The sequence below is a fragment of the Streptomyces sp. NPDC088766 genome (assembly GCF_044750845.1).
Lineage (GTDB): Bacteria > Actinomycetota > Actinomycetes > Streptomycetales > Streptomycetaceae > Streptomyces.
Genome location: NZ_JBIVKQ010000033.1, coordinates 44587 through 59613 on the forward strand (window position 1 = coordinate 44587; position 15027 = coordinate 59613).

Consider the following 15027-nt stretch of genomic DNA (forward strand, 5'->3'; position numbering starts at 1 on the left):
GGCTCAGGGGCCCCCCGCCCCCCCCGGGGGCGGCTCCGGCTGATTCCCCCCCCCGGGGGGGGGGCCCGCCCGCCCCCCCCCCCCCCCCGGCCCGGGGGCCCCCCCCCCCCCCCGGCCGGCCCCCCCCGCGGCCGTGCGAACGTCGCACAGGGTCATGACAACGTCGTCATTTGTCGTGATCCATAACGTGATGTTTGGAGCGGGTTCAGCCGGCCTGACGCTGCGGTATGGTCTGCCAACCCTTGGCATGGCAGATCGAGGAGCGTGCGCGTGTTCAACCGGAACCGATCCTTGCAGCAGGTCGCGGCGATCGTGTCCATATCCCTGGTGGCCGGATGCAGCCTCCTGGGAGAGGAAGGCTCCGACGACGCCGGGCCGATCGTCGTGGGCACCACCAGCGCCCCCAGCACGCTGGACCCCGCCGCCTCCTGGGACGGCTCCTGGGAGCTGTTCCGCAACGTCTACCAGACGCTGCTGTCGTACCCCAACGGCGCGACGACGCCCCAGCCCGACGCCGCCACCTGCAAGTTCACCGACGGCACCAGCCGGACGTACCGCTGCGAACTGCGCGAGGGCCTCTCCTTCTCCAACGGGGACAAGCTCGACGCGGAGGCCGTCAAGTACACCTTCGACCGGATCCTCGCCATCAACGCGCCCACCGGCCCCGCGGGACTGCTCGGCAGCCTCGACCGGGTCGAGGCCGTCGGCGACCGCGAGGTCGTCTTCCGGCTCAACAAGCCCGACGCCACTTTCCCCTTCGTGCTCGCCACCCCCGGCATGTCCCTCGTCGCCCCGGACGACTACCCGGCCAAGGCGGTGCGCGAGGGCGACGGCATCGTCGGCTCCGGCCCGTACGACCTGAAGGTCTACAAGGAGGGCGACCGGGCGGAACTCGTCCGCAACGACCGCTACAAGGGCGCCGCCGACCGCAAGAACGGCGCCGTGACCATCCGCTACTTCCAGGACTCCGGCGAGATGGTCAAGGCGCTGCGGGGCAAGCAGATCGACATCACCTACCAGGGCCTCGCCGCCGACGACATCGTCGCCCTGGAGAACAAGAGCGACGAGAACGACGGCCTCCAGCTCGTCGAGGGCGCCGCCACCAACATCAACTACCTGGTGTTCAACCCCAAGGACAAGTGGTCGGACAAGCTCGCCGTGCGCCGGGCCGTCGCCCAGGTCATCGACCGGGCCGCGCTCGCCCACAAGGTCTACAAGGACACCGTCGACCCGCTGTACTCGATGGTCCCCAAGGGCCTGACCGGCCACACCACCGGCTTCTTCGACGACTTCGGCGACCCCGACCCGGACAAGGCCCGCGCGATCCTCGACGACGCCGGCATCACCGGCCCCGTGCCGCTCACGCTCTGGTACACCACCGACCGCTACGGCTCCGACACCGCCCTGGAGTTCAAGGAGATCAAGACCCAGCTGGAGGCCTCGGGCCTGTTCGAGGTCACCCTCAAGAGCCGCCCCTGGAAGACCTACGTGGTGGGCTACCAGAAGGGCGAGTACCCGGTGTTCGGACGCGGCTGGGCCCCCGACTTCCCGGACGCCGACAACTTCATCGCCCCGTTCGTCGGCGAGCAGAACGCGCTCGGCACGCCGTACCCGGAGAAGCAGATCACCCAGGTGCTGCTGCCCCGCTCCCGCGAGGAGAGCGACCGTGCCAACGTGGTGAAGGACTTCCAGGAGGCCCAGCAGATCCTCGTCGACGATGCCCGGCTGCTGCCGCTGTGGCAGGGCAAGCAGTACATCGCCGCGAACGAGGACGTCTCCGGCGGCGAGCGGGCGCTGGACCCGTCGACGATCATGATGGTGTGGGAGCTGTCCCGCAAGACCAGCTGGTAGGCGCACCGCGGACGCCGTTGTCAGTGGTCACCTGTAGGTTCTGTGACCGGTAAGTGACCGCACGACGGAGGACGTTGACGTGACCGACATCGCCATGCTGCCCGAGACCTGGCGCGGGGTTTTGGGCGACGAGCTGGAGCAGCCCTACTTCAAGGAGCTGACGGAGTTCGTCGAGGAGGAGCGGGCGAAGGGGCCCGTCTACCCTCCGCGCGAGGAGGTCTTCGCCGCGCTCGACGCGACGCCGTACGACCGGGTGAAGGTCCTGATCCTCGGCCAGGACCCCTACCACGGCGAGGGCCAGGGACACGGCCTGTGCTTCTCGGTACGGCCCGGGGTGAAGATCCCGCCGTCGCTGCGCAACATCTACAAGGAGATGCACGCCGAGCTGGGCACCCCCGTCCCGGACAACGGCTATCTGATGCCGTGGGCCCGGCAGGGCGTGCTGCTGCTCAACGCGGTCCTCACGGTCCGCGCCGGTGAGGCCAACTCGCACAAGGGCAAGGGCTGGGAGAGGTTCACCGACGCGGTGATCCGGGCGGTGGCCGAGCGGCCCGACCCGGCGGTCTTCGTCCTGTGGGGGAACTACGCGCAGAAGAAGCTGCCCCTGATCGACGAGACCCGGCACGTGGTGGTGAAGGGCGCGCACCCCTCACCGCTGTCGGCGAAGAAGTTCTTCGGATCCCGTCCGTTCACGCAGATCAACGAGGCGGTGGCCCGGCAGGGCCACGAGCCGATCGACTGGACGGTGCCGAACCTGACCTGACCCCCACCGGGCCGGTCCCCCCGGCGGACCGGCCCGGTGCCGCCTGACGGGGATCTCCGGTGCCTGCGGTTAGCGTCTTCGCAACAACGCAAGGAGGGTTCGTGGCGGAGCATCGGCAGGAACAGGCGGCGCCGGACGCCGTGCTGACCCGGATCGGGCAGCTGGTGATGCTGCACCACGGGGGAGACCGGGAGGAAGCCAGACGGCGCCTGCTGGAGCTGTGGGAGGAGCTGGGCGAGGAGGGCGACGCGCTGCACCGCTGCACCGTCGCCCACTACCTCGCCGACACCCAGGACGACCCCTTCGACGAACTGGCCTGGGACCTGAGAGCGCTGACCGCGGCCGAGGAGCACGAGCGGGCGCCCGCAGTGCGGGCGCTGTACCCCTCGCTCCACCTCAACCTCGCGGCGGACTACGTCAAACTCGGCCGTACGGAAGCCGCCCGCACCCATGTGCGCAAGGCCCGCAGAGCGGCCCGGGGACTCGGCGACGACACCTACGGCGACGGCGTGCGGGCGGCCATCAGCCGGATGGAGCTGCGGCTGGGGGAAGGCGGCCAGGACCACCTCCGGTCCGAGTAGGCGGGGCGGCGCGGCCTCAACGCCCGTAGGCACCCTCGCAGATCACGGACTCCGGGCTGCCCGGCCGCCAGCCCCCGTACTTCCGGCCGAGACCGCACACATCGGTGTTCCCTCGCACCCCCTCCTTCACGTCGGGGACCTCGACGCGCGGCTGCGCGGGGCGACGGCGTTCCGGCCGGGCCGGTCCCGGGCGCGCCGGGGCCGGCGGGCGGTGGCGGGCGGACGGGGGCTGCGCGGCGGGCGCCGCCGGCGCGGTCCGCCGTGGTGACGCCGGTGTGCTCGGCTCCCGCCCGGGCTCCGTCCCGGCCATCTCCAGGGCCTCCCGGGCCGGTGCCTGCACCACCTGTGTCCCGGCCCGGCCGTCGGGCCGCGGCACGGACGGCTGGGCCGGGGCCGCGGGCGGGCGGGGCACGGGCGGGTACCGGACGGTCACGCATCCGGCGAGGGCCGTGACGGCCACGGTCACCAGAAGCGTTGCGGTAGTCGTCGTTCGCTGCACCCGCGCCACTTTGCTGGCTGCGGCCCGCCGAGGCACGGCGGACCGGCCGATCATGCCCCACACGGGTGATCCCGTACCCCCCAGGGAGGGCGCGCGGTGCCCGTGGGTGACGTGACGTCAGTCGCCGGTGACGCCGTCGATCCGCTCGCGCAGCAGATCGGCGTGGCCGTTGTGCCGCGCGTACTCCTCGATCATGTGCGTGTAGATCCAGCGCAGGCTGAACGGCTCCCCGGTGAACCGGCTCCTGCCGCGGGAGAGGTCGTCCAGCCCGAAGCCGGCCGCGTTGCGCCGGGCGGTCGCGATCTCGGCCTGCCAGCCGGCGTACGCCTCCTGCCAGGTGTCCTGCTCGGTGAGGTGGAACTCGCCGTCGCGGTCCTCGTCCGTGTAGTAGATCGGGGCGGCCCCGTCATCCACGAGGACCTTGCGGAACCAGCCGCGCTCGACCTCCGCCATGTGCCGCACCAGCCCCATCAGGGACAGTTCGGAGGGGGCACGGACGCGGTGCGGAGCTGGTCGTCGGTGAGGCCCTCGCACTTCCACGCGAGGGTCCGCCGGTGGTAGTCCAGCCAGCCTTCCAGCATGGTGCGTTCGTCGGCGTTCTGGGCGGGTTCGGTGCGCTCGGTCGTCATACCCGCATGCTCGCCCGGCCGGCCCTTGCGCCACCACGTGTTTTCCGCCGGGCAGAGGTCGGCGAGCGAGTGCCCGGCCGGCGGTTCCCGCAGCCCGGACCGGATCTCTCCAGGCCGGGGGACCCGGCGCCCGCGCGGCCCGGAGGGTCCGCGGCCCGGCCCGCCGGGTCGCTCCCCGGGCCCTCGGCCGACGCTGCCCGCCTCACCTCCACGGCCGCCTCGCCTCTATGGCTGCCTCGCCTCTATGGCCGTCTCGCTTCCACGGCGTCGCCGGCCGCCTCACGCTCCCGCGGCTCGGCCGAGCCGGCGACCAGGCCGGCGAGCACGCCGTCGTCCCCGCCCGGCGTCACATCGGCCACCCCGCCCGCACGGCCGCCCTCCCGGGCACGTCCCGCGTCCTCCCGGCTGCCGGCGCCGTACGCAACGGCGGGCCCGGCGAACCGGCCCGGACTCCTGCCGCACGGACCCCGGCGGGAGCGCCCGCCGGACGCCGCCGCGGGCCCCGTATGCTGCCGTGCAGGCAGGCGCGGACCAGCAGTGAAGGAGCCCCCGTGAAGGTCGGCTGCATCGGACTCGGCGACATCGCGCAGAAGGCGTATCTGCCGGTGCTCGGCGCGCTGCCCGGGATCGAACTCCATCTCCAGACGCGCACCCCGGCCACCCTCGACCGGACAGCCGACAGCCTGCGCCTGCCGGCCGGGCAGCGCCACCGCGATCTCGACGCGCTGCTCGCCCGGGGCCTGGACGCCGCTTTCGTGCACGCCCCCACCGCCGTCCACCCCGAGATCGTCACACGGCTCCTGGAAGCGGGCGTCCCGACCTACGTCGACAAGCCGCTCGCGTACGACCTCGCCGACTCCGAGCGGCTCGTCGCGCTCGCGGAGGAGCGCGGGACCGGCCTGGCCGTGGGCTTCAACCGGCGGTTCGCCCCCGGGTACGCGCAGTGCGCCGACCACCCGCGCGAGCTGATCCTGATGCAGAAGAACCGCGTCGGCCTGCCAGAGGAGGCACGGGCGATGATCCTCGACGACTTCATCCACGTCGTCGACACCCTGCGCTTCCTCGCCCCGGGACCGGTCGAGGACGTCACCGTGCGGGCCCGCGTCGAGGCCGGGCTGCTGCACCACGTCGTCCTCCAGCTCTCCGGTGACGGCTTCACCGCGCTCGGGGTGATGAACCGGCTCAGCGGGTCCAACGAGGAGATCCTCGAGGTGTCCGGCCAGGACACCAAGCGTCAGGTCGTCAATCTCGCCGAGGTGATCGACCACAAGGGCCAGCCGACCGTGCGGCGGCGCGGCGACTGGGTGCCCGTGGCCCGCCAGCGCGGCATCGAGCAGGCGGTGCTGGCTTTCCTCGACGCCGTCCGCGCGGGACGGACGCTCAGCGCCCGGGACGCGCTGGCGACTCACGAACTGTGCGAGCGGGTGGTCCGAGCGGTGCGGGAGCGTTCCGGCGCGGCCTGACCGCCCGCGCTCCCTCCACCACACCGAATCCGAGGAGGACGAGCAGGGCGGCGTGCACCGGCCAGTCGCCGAAGCGGACGTACGGGGTGACACCGTCCGCGAGCGGCACCTCGTAGACGGCGGCGGTGCTCGCGTCCGTCCCCAGCCGTGGGCCGAGCCGCCCGCCGCTCGCGTCGTACACCGCCGAGACACCCGTCAGCGTCGCGTGCACGAAGGGGCGGCCGGTCTCCGCGGCCCGCAGGGCGCCCAGTGAGGCGTGCTGCGCGGGGGCCCAGCTGTTCTGGAACGTCGACGTCGACGACTCGCCGACCAGGACGTCGGTGCCGTCCTCGACGAGATGGCGGCTCATGTCGGGGAACGCCGTCTCGAAGCACACCAGCGGGCCGATGCGCAGGCCAGCCCCGGTGTTCATCACGACCTGCTCCGTGCCGCGCCGCCGGTCCTCGCCGGCCGCCTTGCCGACGGACGTGGCCCAGCCCAGCAGCGACCGGGCGGGCACGTACTCACCGAACGGCACCAGCCGCATCTTGTCGTACCGGTCGCCGGTCGGTCCGTCCGGTCCGATCAGGACCGAACTCTTGTAGATGCCGGGCCGGTCGGACCGGCGGGCGTCCACGTTGACCAGGATGTCGGCGCCGGTCGCGCGCGACAGTCCGGCCAGCCGGCGCGCCAGGTCGGGACGGTCGGCCAGGTCGTGCCCGACGCTGCTCTCGCCCCAGACGATCAGATCGACGTCCTGCCCGACGAGCCGGCGGGTCAGCTGCTCCTCCCGGTCGAAACGGCGCTCGGGTCCGTCGACGACACCGGCCTGTACGACGGCTATCCGCGCCTGCCCGCCGGTCTCCGGCCGCGGCGACCACACCCATGCGGCGGAGGCCGCGGCGGCCGTCGCCACCAGGCCGGCGACGGCCGGCACCCGGTGCGACGGCACCGCGACGAGCAGGGCGAGAGCGACGTTCACCGCCACCACCAGGAAGCTCAGCAGCCACACCCCGCCGACGGACGCCAGCCGCAGTGCCGGCTCCACCTGCCACTGGCCGGCCCCGAGCACACCCCACGGTCCGCCCAGCCCCTGCCAGGAACGGACCAGTTCCACGGCCAGCCAGCCCGAGGGCAGCACCAGCAGCGCGGCTCCGGCCCGGCCCCGCGAGGGCACCCCGCCGAGGAACCGGCGCACCAGCCAGCCCCACGGCGCCCACAGCGCGCCCAACAGGGCGGCGAGGACCAGCGTGAAGACGTGCAGGCTCGGCAGCAGCCACACGTGCATGGACAGCATGAACCCGAATCCGCCGGCCCAGCCGTCGTACAGGGCCCGCCTGCCCGTGGGGGCCGAACGCGCCAGCAGGAGCCACGGGACCAGCGCGGCGTACGCCCACCACCACAGGCCGGGCGCCGGGAAGGACGGGACGGGCAGCGCGCCTGCCAGGGCCACGAGGACCGAGCGCCGCCACGGGGAGGAGAGCCAGTGACCGAACGTCTTCATACGGCACCTCCCTACCCCGTGGTCGCTCCAGTGTGCGCGTTCGGGGCGATCTCCGGCCAGATGGTCTTCGGTGGACGGTCAGCCGTCCGGTCAGCCGGCGATGTCCCGGCCCGGCAGCCGGCGCCACTTCTCCCGCACCACCACCTCGCGCATCCGCCAGCCGTCCTCCGTCCGCAGCAGTTCGAAGGCGTACCGGCCGCCGCACACGAAGTCCGGCGCCCCGGCGGCCCCCTCCCCGCCCGCCAGCCGCATCGGGCTCACGTAGTCGGCCTGGACCCGGGCGGTGTCGCCCCGGTCCTGCTCCAGGACCCCGAAGCGCAGTCGGCGGTTGACGATCAGGTGCTGGCGCATCGAGAACGGCCGCGTGCTCTCATCGAGCCACGCGGCGACCTTCCCCACCTCTCCCTCGATGCCGCCGGCCGAGCGGTAGTCCGCCCGCCCGTCGGAAGTGAACAAGGCCCGGTAGGCCGCCCAGTCGCCGTCGTCGACGGCGACCGCGTAGTCGGTGATCAGACCGTCGACGGCCAGGCGGTCCATCACGGCCGCGAGCTCCACACGCTGCGTCATGGCCCGAGTGTTGGGCATGGCGGGCGCGGCGCCAAGGGCCGTGCGGGTACGTCCGCCCGATCGGCGCGGCGAACCGCCGAAGTCTTTCCGGCAGGAACCGGGCCGGGCGGGTCCGCTGTCTCGCGCAGCCCTGACCGGCGTATCCCCGATCGGCGTACCCATAGGGTGAGCCCCATGTCTGCCACGTTGAGTTCCACGAAAACCCGCGCCGCGCTGCGCGCGTCGGCGCGCATATCCGTCGAGTTGTTGCTGCTCCTCGTGGGGCTCTCGGTCGTGCTGTGGCTGTTGGGCCAGATGTGGTCGATCGTGTGGCCGCTCGTCGTCGGCCTGTTCCTGACCACCCTGACCTGGCCCCCGACGCGCTACCTGCGCCGGCGCGGCTGGCCGCCCGCCCTCGCCGCGTCGCTGGTGACCGTCCTGTTCCTGCTGGTCGCCGCGGGCACCGTGGCGCTGATCGCGGTGCCGGTGGCCTCCCAGTCCGGGGAGTTGACCGACGGGGTGGTCGAAGGCCTGCAGAGAGTGCGCGAATGGGCCGCCGGGCCGCCGCTGAACATCGGCGACGACCAGATCGACAAGGCCTTCGACACCGGGGTCGCCCGCGCCCAGGACGGCCTGGGGAGCATGGTCAACGCCGTCGTCACGGGAGTGAGCACGGTGGTCGACGGCCTGGTCACCGCTGTCCTGGCGCTCTTCCTGATGTTCTTCTTCCTCAAGGACGGCCCCCGGTTCCTGCCCTGGCTGGCCCGTCAGCTGCCCGGCCGGTTCGCCACGGACGTCCCGACGGTGGCCGCCCGCAGCTGGGACACGCTGGGCGCGTTCGTCCGGTCGCAGGCGGTCGTCGGTCTGCTCGACGCGGTGCTCATCGGCCTCGGGCTGTGGATCCTGGACGTGCCGCTGGTGCTTCCGCTGGCGGTGCTGACCTTCGTCTCCGCGTTCGTGCCGATCGTGGGCGCGCTGTTCGCCGGATTCGTCGCCGTCCTCATCGCGCTGGTCTCCAACGGTCTGACGGACGCGCTGATCGTGCTGGCCATCATCGTCGTGGTGCAGCAGCTGGAGGGCAACGTCTTCCAGCCGATGATCCAGAGCCGGGGGGCTCGGCCTGCACGCGGCGGTGGTCCTGCTGGCGGTGACGCTCGGCGGCAGCCTCGCCGGGATCGTCGGCAGTCTGCTCGCGGTGCCGGTCGCGGCACTGCTCGCGGTGATCTGGAACTACATGCGCGAGCAACTCACCGACCCGGCCGAGGAATCGGGGGCGGACGAGGCGCACGACGGGGCCGTGGTGCCGTCGTAGCGCTCCTTGCCGGGGGTACGGAGGAGAGGGGTCGGCGTGGCGCTCCCTGCCGGGGAGGGATCGGGACGAGGGCCCGGCCGGGAGATGTGCGGCGACGGGGCCGGCCTCAGGCCGCCCTGACGACCTCTCCGCGGATGGCCGCGGCCCACTCGACCACCAACAGCTCGTACTCCGCCCGCTCCGGGGCCGACAGCGACCCGCCCGCGCGCAGCCACAGAGCCCGGATCTGCTCGTTCAACTCGGCGGCAGACCGCACGGAACCAGGGGCTGATGAACTCGGGGACATGCGCAACAGCCTAGGGGCAAGCACTGACACTGCGCTACCGGGTGGCTACGCAATCCCTATGGGCTTGGTCACGGGCCGCCTTCACCGCGCGGGGCGGCGTTTTCGGCCGGGACGCCGGGACGCCGGGACGCCGGGACGCAAGGACGCCGGTGCGCAAGGACGGCGGGACGAAGGGGCGGCGGCTTGCCGGTGCCCCGCCCGGCAACTTCACGCGTAGTACTCTCGCCGAAGTGGTCTGATGACGCACCGGAAGGGTGTCCATGGCGAGACGGAACGACGAGCGGCGCGCCGCCCTGGTGGATGCGGCGATCGAGGTGCTGGCCCGGGAGGGAGCCCGAGGTCTGACCTTCCGGGCGGTGGACACCGAGGCCGCCGTGCCCGTCGGCACCGCGTCCAACTACTTCGCCAACCGCGACGACCTGCTCACCCAGGCCGGCGCCCGCGTCTACGAGCGGCTCCAGCCCGACGAGGCCACGCTCACCCGACAGCGCACGGCCGGCCGCGACCGGGAGACGTACGCGGAGCTGATGCGTGAGCTGGTCGGCCGCGTCGCCTCGTTCCGCACCGGCTACCTCGCCCTGCTCGAACTGCGCCTCGAGGCCACCCGCCGCCCCGAACTGCGCAAGGTGCTCACCGCGCGGGTCCGGGCCGACGTCGAGGGGAACGTCGCCTATCACGAGGCCTCCGGGTTCCCCGGGGACGCCATGGCCGTCAAGCTGCTCATTCTGGCGCTCAACTGGCTGATCGTGGAGCAGCTCACCCTGCCGGACGTCTTCACGGCGGCGGAGCGCGAGGAGCTGGTGACGGCGGCGGTCGACCGGATCGTGGCGGTCGAGTAGGCCGGGCCCACTGCCCACTGCCCACTGCCCGGTGCCCGCTGCCCACTGCCCGCCGCCCACTGCCCGTGGCCGGTGCCGGCCGCCCCGGCCGGTCGCGGAACGGCCGTGCCGGGGCGGCGGGCGCAACTGCCGCCCGAGCGGGATCAGCCCGCCGACTCCGCCGCGTGCGGGCTCAGGACGCCCATCGCCACGAGGGCGATGATCACGATGCCGAGGACCACGCGGTAGTACACGAACGGCATGAACGACTTGGTGCTGATGAACTTCATGAACGAAACTATGTCGACGTGTCCTGAGCGGCTTTGACCTGCTGGTTTCCACCACTTTTCAAGATCGAATGGTAGAGCAGTGGGAGATGGCGCCTTTCCAGTGCCCTCCCTCGCCGACCACGAACGGCGCAGCCACCTGCTTTGCAGCGAATCGGCAATCTCCTGCTCCATGGCCAGGGCAACGTGCGAGTAGAGACCATCCACGCCGGCGACCTCGCGGCCCATGCGGGTCTCCACGGCGATGCGACTGTGTCGATCTTCATCCAGCCAGCCACTCCTTGCCGCCGTGACGAAGCAGGTACAGCCGCTTCCCGGCGTTCGTGGTCGCGGGGAACCGGCCCCCGACCCGCGGCCAAACTGTCCAAACAAGGCACTGGCCGCAGTGCGCGCCTCGGTCGCTCACCAGCCCGGACGGGATTTTCGGCAAGGGCAGGATGCATGAGGCCGACTGGGGCGACAGCGGTGCCCCGGATGAGCTGATCGGCACGTGAAGAGCTGTGCCGCGGTGACCTGCATGCCCTGGCGGTCGCCGGAGGCGCTCCAGCGGTCACCGCACCCCAGCGGGCGCTGGCCGCGTTTCTGCGTCTGCCCGCCGGGTGATCCCCGCACCGGGGCACCGCTGCTCTGGCACTCGTGCCCGTACGGGGCGGTGCAGCCGGTGGTCGGGTGCACGGTCGCCTCAGGTTGTCGGTGCCGTCGGCTAGCGTGCGCGGTATGCGCTACTTCAATACGGCCGGGCCGTGCGTCCCCACGCGTCACTACATGGTGCCGGCCCAGGAGCGGCTGCCCAGGGCCCGCGGGTACATCGAGCAGGGCCAGTACTTCGTGGTGCACGCGCCACGGCAGACCGGGAAGACGACGGTGCTGGCGGCGATGGCCCGGGAACTGACGGCCTCGGGCCGGTACGCAGCGCTGCACTTCTCGTGCGAGAGCGCGGAGGTGGCCGGGGAGGACTACGGCCAGGCCGAGCTGCTGGTGCTGGAGGCGATTCGGCGGTCCGCGGAGTCCGCTGGGCTTCCTGATGAGCTCGCGCCCCCCGACTCCTGGCCCGACGCGGTGCCCGGGTCCCGGCTCACTCGGGGGCTGACTGCGTGGGTGCGGAGCTGTCCGCGTCCGCTGGTGCTGTTCTTCGACGAGATCGACGCGCTGCGGGGGGAGAGCCTGCGCAGTGTGCTGCGCCAGTTGCGCGATGGCTTCACTGTCAGCCGTGGCGGCTTCCCGCATGCGGTGGTGCTGTGCGGGCTGCGGGATGTGCGTGACTACAAGGCGGTCTCGGGCGGGGATCCGGGGCGCCTTGGTACGTCGAGTCCGTTCAACATCAAGGTGGCGTCGCTGCGGTTGGGCGACTTCACCGAGGCCGAGGTCGCCGAGCTGTACGGGCAGCACACGACGCAGACGGGCCAGGATTTCACGGTGGATGCGCTGGAGCGTGCCTTCAGCTTTACCCAGGGGCAGCCGTGGCTGGTCAACGCGCTGGCCCGGGAGGTCGTCGAGGAGATGGGGGTGCCGTCGGACACGCCGATCACGGCCGAGCACATGGAGGAGGCGAAGGAGCGGCTGATCCTGGCGCGTGCGACGCATCTGGACTCGCTGGCCGCCAGGTTGGGCGAGGACCGCGTGCGGCGGGTGATCCAGCCGGTGATCGCGGGCGAGCTGCTCCTGCCGACGGACACGTACGACGACGATCTGGGGTACGTGCGCGACCTTGGGCTGGTCGCCCCGGACGCGCCGGTGCGGGTGGCCAATCCGATCTACCAGGAGGTCATTGTCCGGGTCCTGGGAAACAACACGGAGGGCCAGGTCGTCGCCGCCCCGAGCAGCTTCCGGCTGCCGGACGGCCGGATCGACGTGGACAAGCTGCTGTGCTCCTTCGCCAGTTCTGGCGGGAGAACGGCGAGATCCTGGCCACCGCCTCGACCTACCCGGAGGCCGCAGCACAGCTGGTGATGATGGCCTACCTGCACCGGATCGTGAACGGGGCGGGTTTCATCGACCGGGAGTACGGGGTCGGCCGGCGGCGCGTGGACCTGCTGATTCGCCAGCCGTACACCGCTGCCGACGGTTCGCGGGCGGTGCAGCGCGAGGCGCTGGAGCTGAAGGTGTGGCGCCAGGGCCGCACCGACCCCCTCGCCGAGGGGCTGGCACAGTTGGACGACTACCTGGACCGCATGGAGCTGTCCACGGGCACCCTCGTGGTCTTCGACACCCGCCCGCAGGCAGCCCCGGTCCACGAGCGCACCGCCTTCTCGCAGCAGACCACGCCCTCCGGGCGCACCGTCACCCTGCTGCGCGCCTGACGGCCGGGAGACCTCAGCCAGGAGCGCCCTCGGATCTTCCTCCCGTGGCCGTGTTCCCGGAGCAGCACACGGCCTTCTTGAAGCCGGTGTCGACCCAGCTCTTGGTGATGGTTGGGTACGTGTTTTTCGCCTGGTCGAGGAGGCGTATCCCCAGGGCGTTCTCCGAGAGGCTCGCAGCGGTGACGGTCACAACGGGGATCAGGCCGATCGTGTCAGTGAGGATGCCTCGCTTGCGGCCCACGATCTTCTTCGCGGCGTCCGTTCCCTGGCTGGTCACAGGCACGTTGGTGGAGGTCTTGACGCTCTGGGTGTCGATGACGGAGGCCGTCGGGGCTCGGGCTTCCGTCCTTCCTTCACGCGGGCCAGGGCGGTGAGGTCGTAATTGAGCTGGGCGAAGATCCCCTCGTCGCGCCAGGCCGCGTAGTAGAAGTAGACGGTGCCGTGGCCAGGGAAGTCATGTGGGAGGTATTTTCAGGGGATTCCGGTGCGGTTGAGATAGAGGATCGCGTTGAACACGTCACGCAGATCGACTTTCGCCGGCTGGCCGGTGGGGCGACGTTCGAGGCGGGCATTCCGCCAGGCTGTCAACGTCGGTTCGATCAGGGTCCATCGGGCGTCCGACAAGTCGCTGGGGTACGGCTTTCGATCACTCACAGCACAGCCTGAGCATAGGTGCTCCGGAACCACTCATTCCGCTGGCGGCTTGGAGGTTCTGCTGTATCTCTACGTCAGACGGGTTTTCGAGCCCAGAAGCGGATGAGACAGGCGGCGAGGCTATCGCCCCGCCGGGCGATGTTCTTCGTTCATCGGGCCATCCGCAACAAAATGGAACACTCACATAAGGCATGTACGGGCCTTGGCCTGCATAAACGCCCTCTCATAGCATCACAACCGTCTCATTGGACTTGAAATCTTCCGGACGACGAGGCAGGCAGGGATGAGCCCCGGCATGCCCGGATCGCAGCGTTCCTGGGTTCGGACGAAGCCGTCACGGTGAGGCCGGAGACCGTCCGGGACGGGGGGCACGGATTTCGCGAAGCCGATCAAGGGCCGCCACGGCCTGTGTTGGATGGCCAGGATTTGTACGGACGGGCTGTGCCGTGCGGTCTCGGTGGGAAAGGTGCTGGCCATGACGACTTGAAGAGCACCGGCCGAACGGCAGCACCGGCGCAAGGTCGGGAGCGGCTGGTCCCTCCTGGACGGTGAACGCCGGACCTGTGCCGCATGCGGGACGCTCGTCTGCTCGTACCAGTACCGCTTTTATCCGCCCAAGTCTTCCATGTTCGAGCGTTGCATCGGGTTCGCCTGGTGCTCAACTTGCAGGATCTGCTCAGGAAACATGGTTCACATCCCGCGGAACCGGGTTCTGGCCGATGCCCTCGCGTCTCTTTCCCCTGAGCAACGCGAGCGGTTGGTGCGTTCGGAGACGGGGTGATCGAGTTCCTGGACCGCCGGCTCCGAGGCGGGGAAGGACAGCACAGACCAGGGACGCGCTCTTGAAAGTCGGTCATGAACTCTTGGACCCGGTATCGAGAGGTGGTTCGCGTGGCTGCACGGCTTCCACCGCCCACGGATCCGCTGGGAATGCCGAGCCGACATCCACGAGGCGTTCCTCGGACTCGCCCGCTGCCTGATCACCCACCGACAACTCGGCTCATGGTGTGAGCCGTTGTCAGGCCTGCCGCGAAGGCGCAGGTCCATGGCTCGTGTCGAGCAGTGATCAAACTGCCTCCTTCGCCCGACGCCTGGGCGATGTGCGTGAGATCATCCGTCCATGAGTAGCGACCTGGAAGTGAGTGCTCTGGCGATCAACGTCACGATCCCGCAGGCCCTCCGCTGGATCGACACTCGACGTGGTGAGGAGTTCCAGCTGACCACACTCAACATCCGGCTTCTCCCGGACGGTCACCTCGCCGCGAAAGCCTATGGCCGACCAGTCGGCGGTGGTCGGGGCGCATATGTCTCGTTCCCGGTCCCCGACGAACCAGAACTGGCGGCTCTGGTTGTCGAGGCAGCCGGCCGCGCGGGGACGTTGTGGGCCGCCCATCGCGGACTCGGCTGAGTCCGGTCGGGCTCGACAGCAGACGGTGACGGTTCCGGACTTCGCTTTCGCGGGCGGGTTCCGGTCGGCGGAGCTTCTTGCGTGACGCGAGTGCAACTGGCGGCGGCAACGTGGGAGTTCATCGAGCCCTGCTTGCCGATCGGCGAG

General features: G+C 71.0%; 11 protein-coding genes and 5 pseudogenes. 10 read left to right on the plus strand and 6 right to left on the minus strand.

Translation table 11 applies throughout. From position 1 onward, the window contains the following. Positions 1–270 precede the first annotated feature (270 nt). The 3 genes from ACIP5W_RS32450 to ACIP5W_RS32460 all read left to right on the plus strand — a co-directional run bounded on the left by ACIP5W_RS32450 (position 271) and on the right by ACIP5W_RS32460 (position 3195). Positions 271–1851 (plus strand): ABC transporter substrate-binding protein, encoded by a 1581-nt coding sequence (locus ACIP5W_RS32450; RefSeq protein ID WP_401481087.1) that lies wholly within the window; start codon positions 271–273, stop codon positions 1849–1851. Positions 1852–1930: 79 nt separating this feature from the next. Next, positions 1931–2614: a uracil-DNA glycosylase gene (gene ung / locus ACIP5W_RS32455; RefSeq protein WP_366059920.1), complete on the plus strand. Its 684-nt coding sequence runs from the start codon at positions 1931–1933 to the stop codon at positions 2612–2614. A 101-nt stretch (positions 2615–2715) separates the two neighbouring features. Continuing rightward, positions 2716–3195 carry a hypothetical protein gene (locus ACIP5W_RS32460; RefSeq protein ID WP_366059919.1) on the plus strand — a complete coding sequence of 160 codons (480 nt, stop codon included), beginning with the start codon at positions 2716–2718 and terminating at the stop codon, positions 3193–3195. Between the two features lie 616 nt (positions 3196–3811). Here ACIP5W_RS32460 and ACIP5W_RS32465 read toward each other — a convergent pair. Then, positions 3812–4323 (minus strand): annotated as a pseudogene (locus ACIP5W_RS32465) (DinB family protein). A 551-nt stretch (positions 4324–4874) separates the two neighbouring features. On the opposite strand from ACIP5W_RS32465, the gene ACIP5W_RS32470 reads away from it, so the two are divergent. After that, positions 4875–5786: a Gfo/Idh/MocA family protein gene (locus ACIP5W_RS32470; RefSeq protein ID WP_401481090.1), complete on the plus strand. Its 912-nt coding sequence runs from the start codon at positions 4875–4877 to the stop codon at positions 5784–5786. Here ACIP5W_RS32470 and lnt read toward each other — a convergent pair. Both lnt and ACIP5W_RS32480 read right to left on the minus strand, forming a co-directional pair. Next, positions 5704–7269: an apolipoprotein N-acyltransferase gene (lnt, locus tag ACIP5W_RS32475; RefSeq protein ID WP_401481092.1), complete on the minus strand. Its 1566-nt coding sequence runs from the start codon at positions 7267–7269 to the stop codon at positions 5704–5706. The two genes, ACIP5W_RS32470 and lnt, sit on opposite strands and share 83 nt — an antisense overlap. A gap of 90 nt (positions 7270–7359) precedes the next feature. Continuing rightward, positions 7360–7836, minus strand: coding sequence for a nuclear transport factor 2 family protein (locus ACIP5W_RS32480; protein ID WP_401481094.1), 477 nt, complete (start codon positions 7834–7836; stop codon positions 7360–7362). A 174-nt stretch (positions 7837–8010) separates the two neighbouring features. Between ACIP5W_RS32480 and ACIP5W_RS32485 the strand changes: the two are divergent. Next, positions 8011–9127: pseudogene (locus tag ACIP5W_RS32485) on the plus strand (AI-2E family transporter). 106 nt (positions 9128–9233) lie between these two features. Here ACIP5W_RS32485 and ACIP5W_RS32490 read toward each other — a convergent pair. Continuing rightward, on the minus strand, positions 9234–9413 hold the full coding sequence (locus ACIP5W_RS32490) for a hypothetical protein (RefSeq protein WP_401481095.1): 180 nt from the start codon (positions 9411–9413) through the stop codon (positions 9234–9236). 260 nt (positions 9414–9673) lie between these two features. Between ACIP5W_RS32490 and ACIP5W_RS32495 the strand changes: the two genes are divergently transcribed. Continuing rightward, the gene (locus ACIP5W_RS32495; RefSeq protein ID WP_401481097.1) at positions 9674–10252 is read left to right on the plus strand and encodes a TetR/AcrR family transcriptional regulator; all 579 of its coding nucleotides are present in this window, start codon (positions 9674–9676) and stop codon (positions 10250–10252) included. A 143-nt stretch (positions 10253–10395) separates the two neighbouring features. Here the strand turns inward: ACIP5W_RS32495 and ACIP5W_RS32500 are convergent. Further along, positions 10396–10533, minus strand: a pseudogene (locus tag ACIP5W_RS32500) (undecaprenyl-diphosphatase); the annotation flags it as partial. A gap of 702 nt (positions 10534–11235) precedes the next feature. Here ACIP5W_RS32500 and ACIP5W_RS32505 point away from each other — a divergent pair. Both ACIP5W_RS32505 and ACIP5W_RS32510 read left to right on the plus strand, forming a co-directional pair. After that, complete coding sequence (locus tag ACIP5W_RS32505; RefSeq protein WP_401481099.1) at positions 11236–12468, plus strand: ATP-binding protein; 1233 nt, start codon at positions 11236–11238, stop codon at positions 12466–12468. Next, positions 12384–12818, plus strand: a complete 435-nt coding sequence (locus ACIP5W_RS32510) for a hypothetical protein (RefSeq protein WP_401481101.1) — start codon at positions 12384–12386, stop codon at positions 12816–12818. Before ACIP5W_RS32505 ends, ACIP5W_RS32510 begins: the two co-directional genes overlap by 85 nt. A 49-nt stretch (positions 12819–12867) precedes the next feature. On the opposite strand, the pseudogene ACIP5W_RS32515 reads toward ACIP5W_RS32510, so the two are convergent. Next, positions 12868–13472: pseudogene (locus ACIP5W_RS32515) on the minus strand (transposase); the annotation flags it as partial. Between the two features lie 874 nt (positions 13473–14346). On the opposite strand from ACIP5W_RS32515, the pseudogene ACIP5W_RS32520 reads away from it, so the two are divergent. Next, positions 14347–14538: pseudogene (locus ACIP5W_RS32520) on the plus strand (hypothetical protein); the annotation flags it as partial. Positions 14539–14592: 54 nt separating this feature from the next. After that, positions 14593–14880 (plus strand): hypothetical protein, encoded by a 288-nt coding sequence (locus ACIP5W_RS32525; protein WP_401481102.1) that lies wholly within the window; start codon positions 14593–14595, stop codon positions 14878–14880. Positions 14881–15027 lie beyond the last annotated feature (147 nt).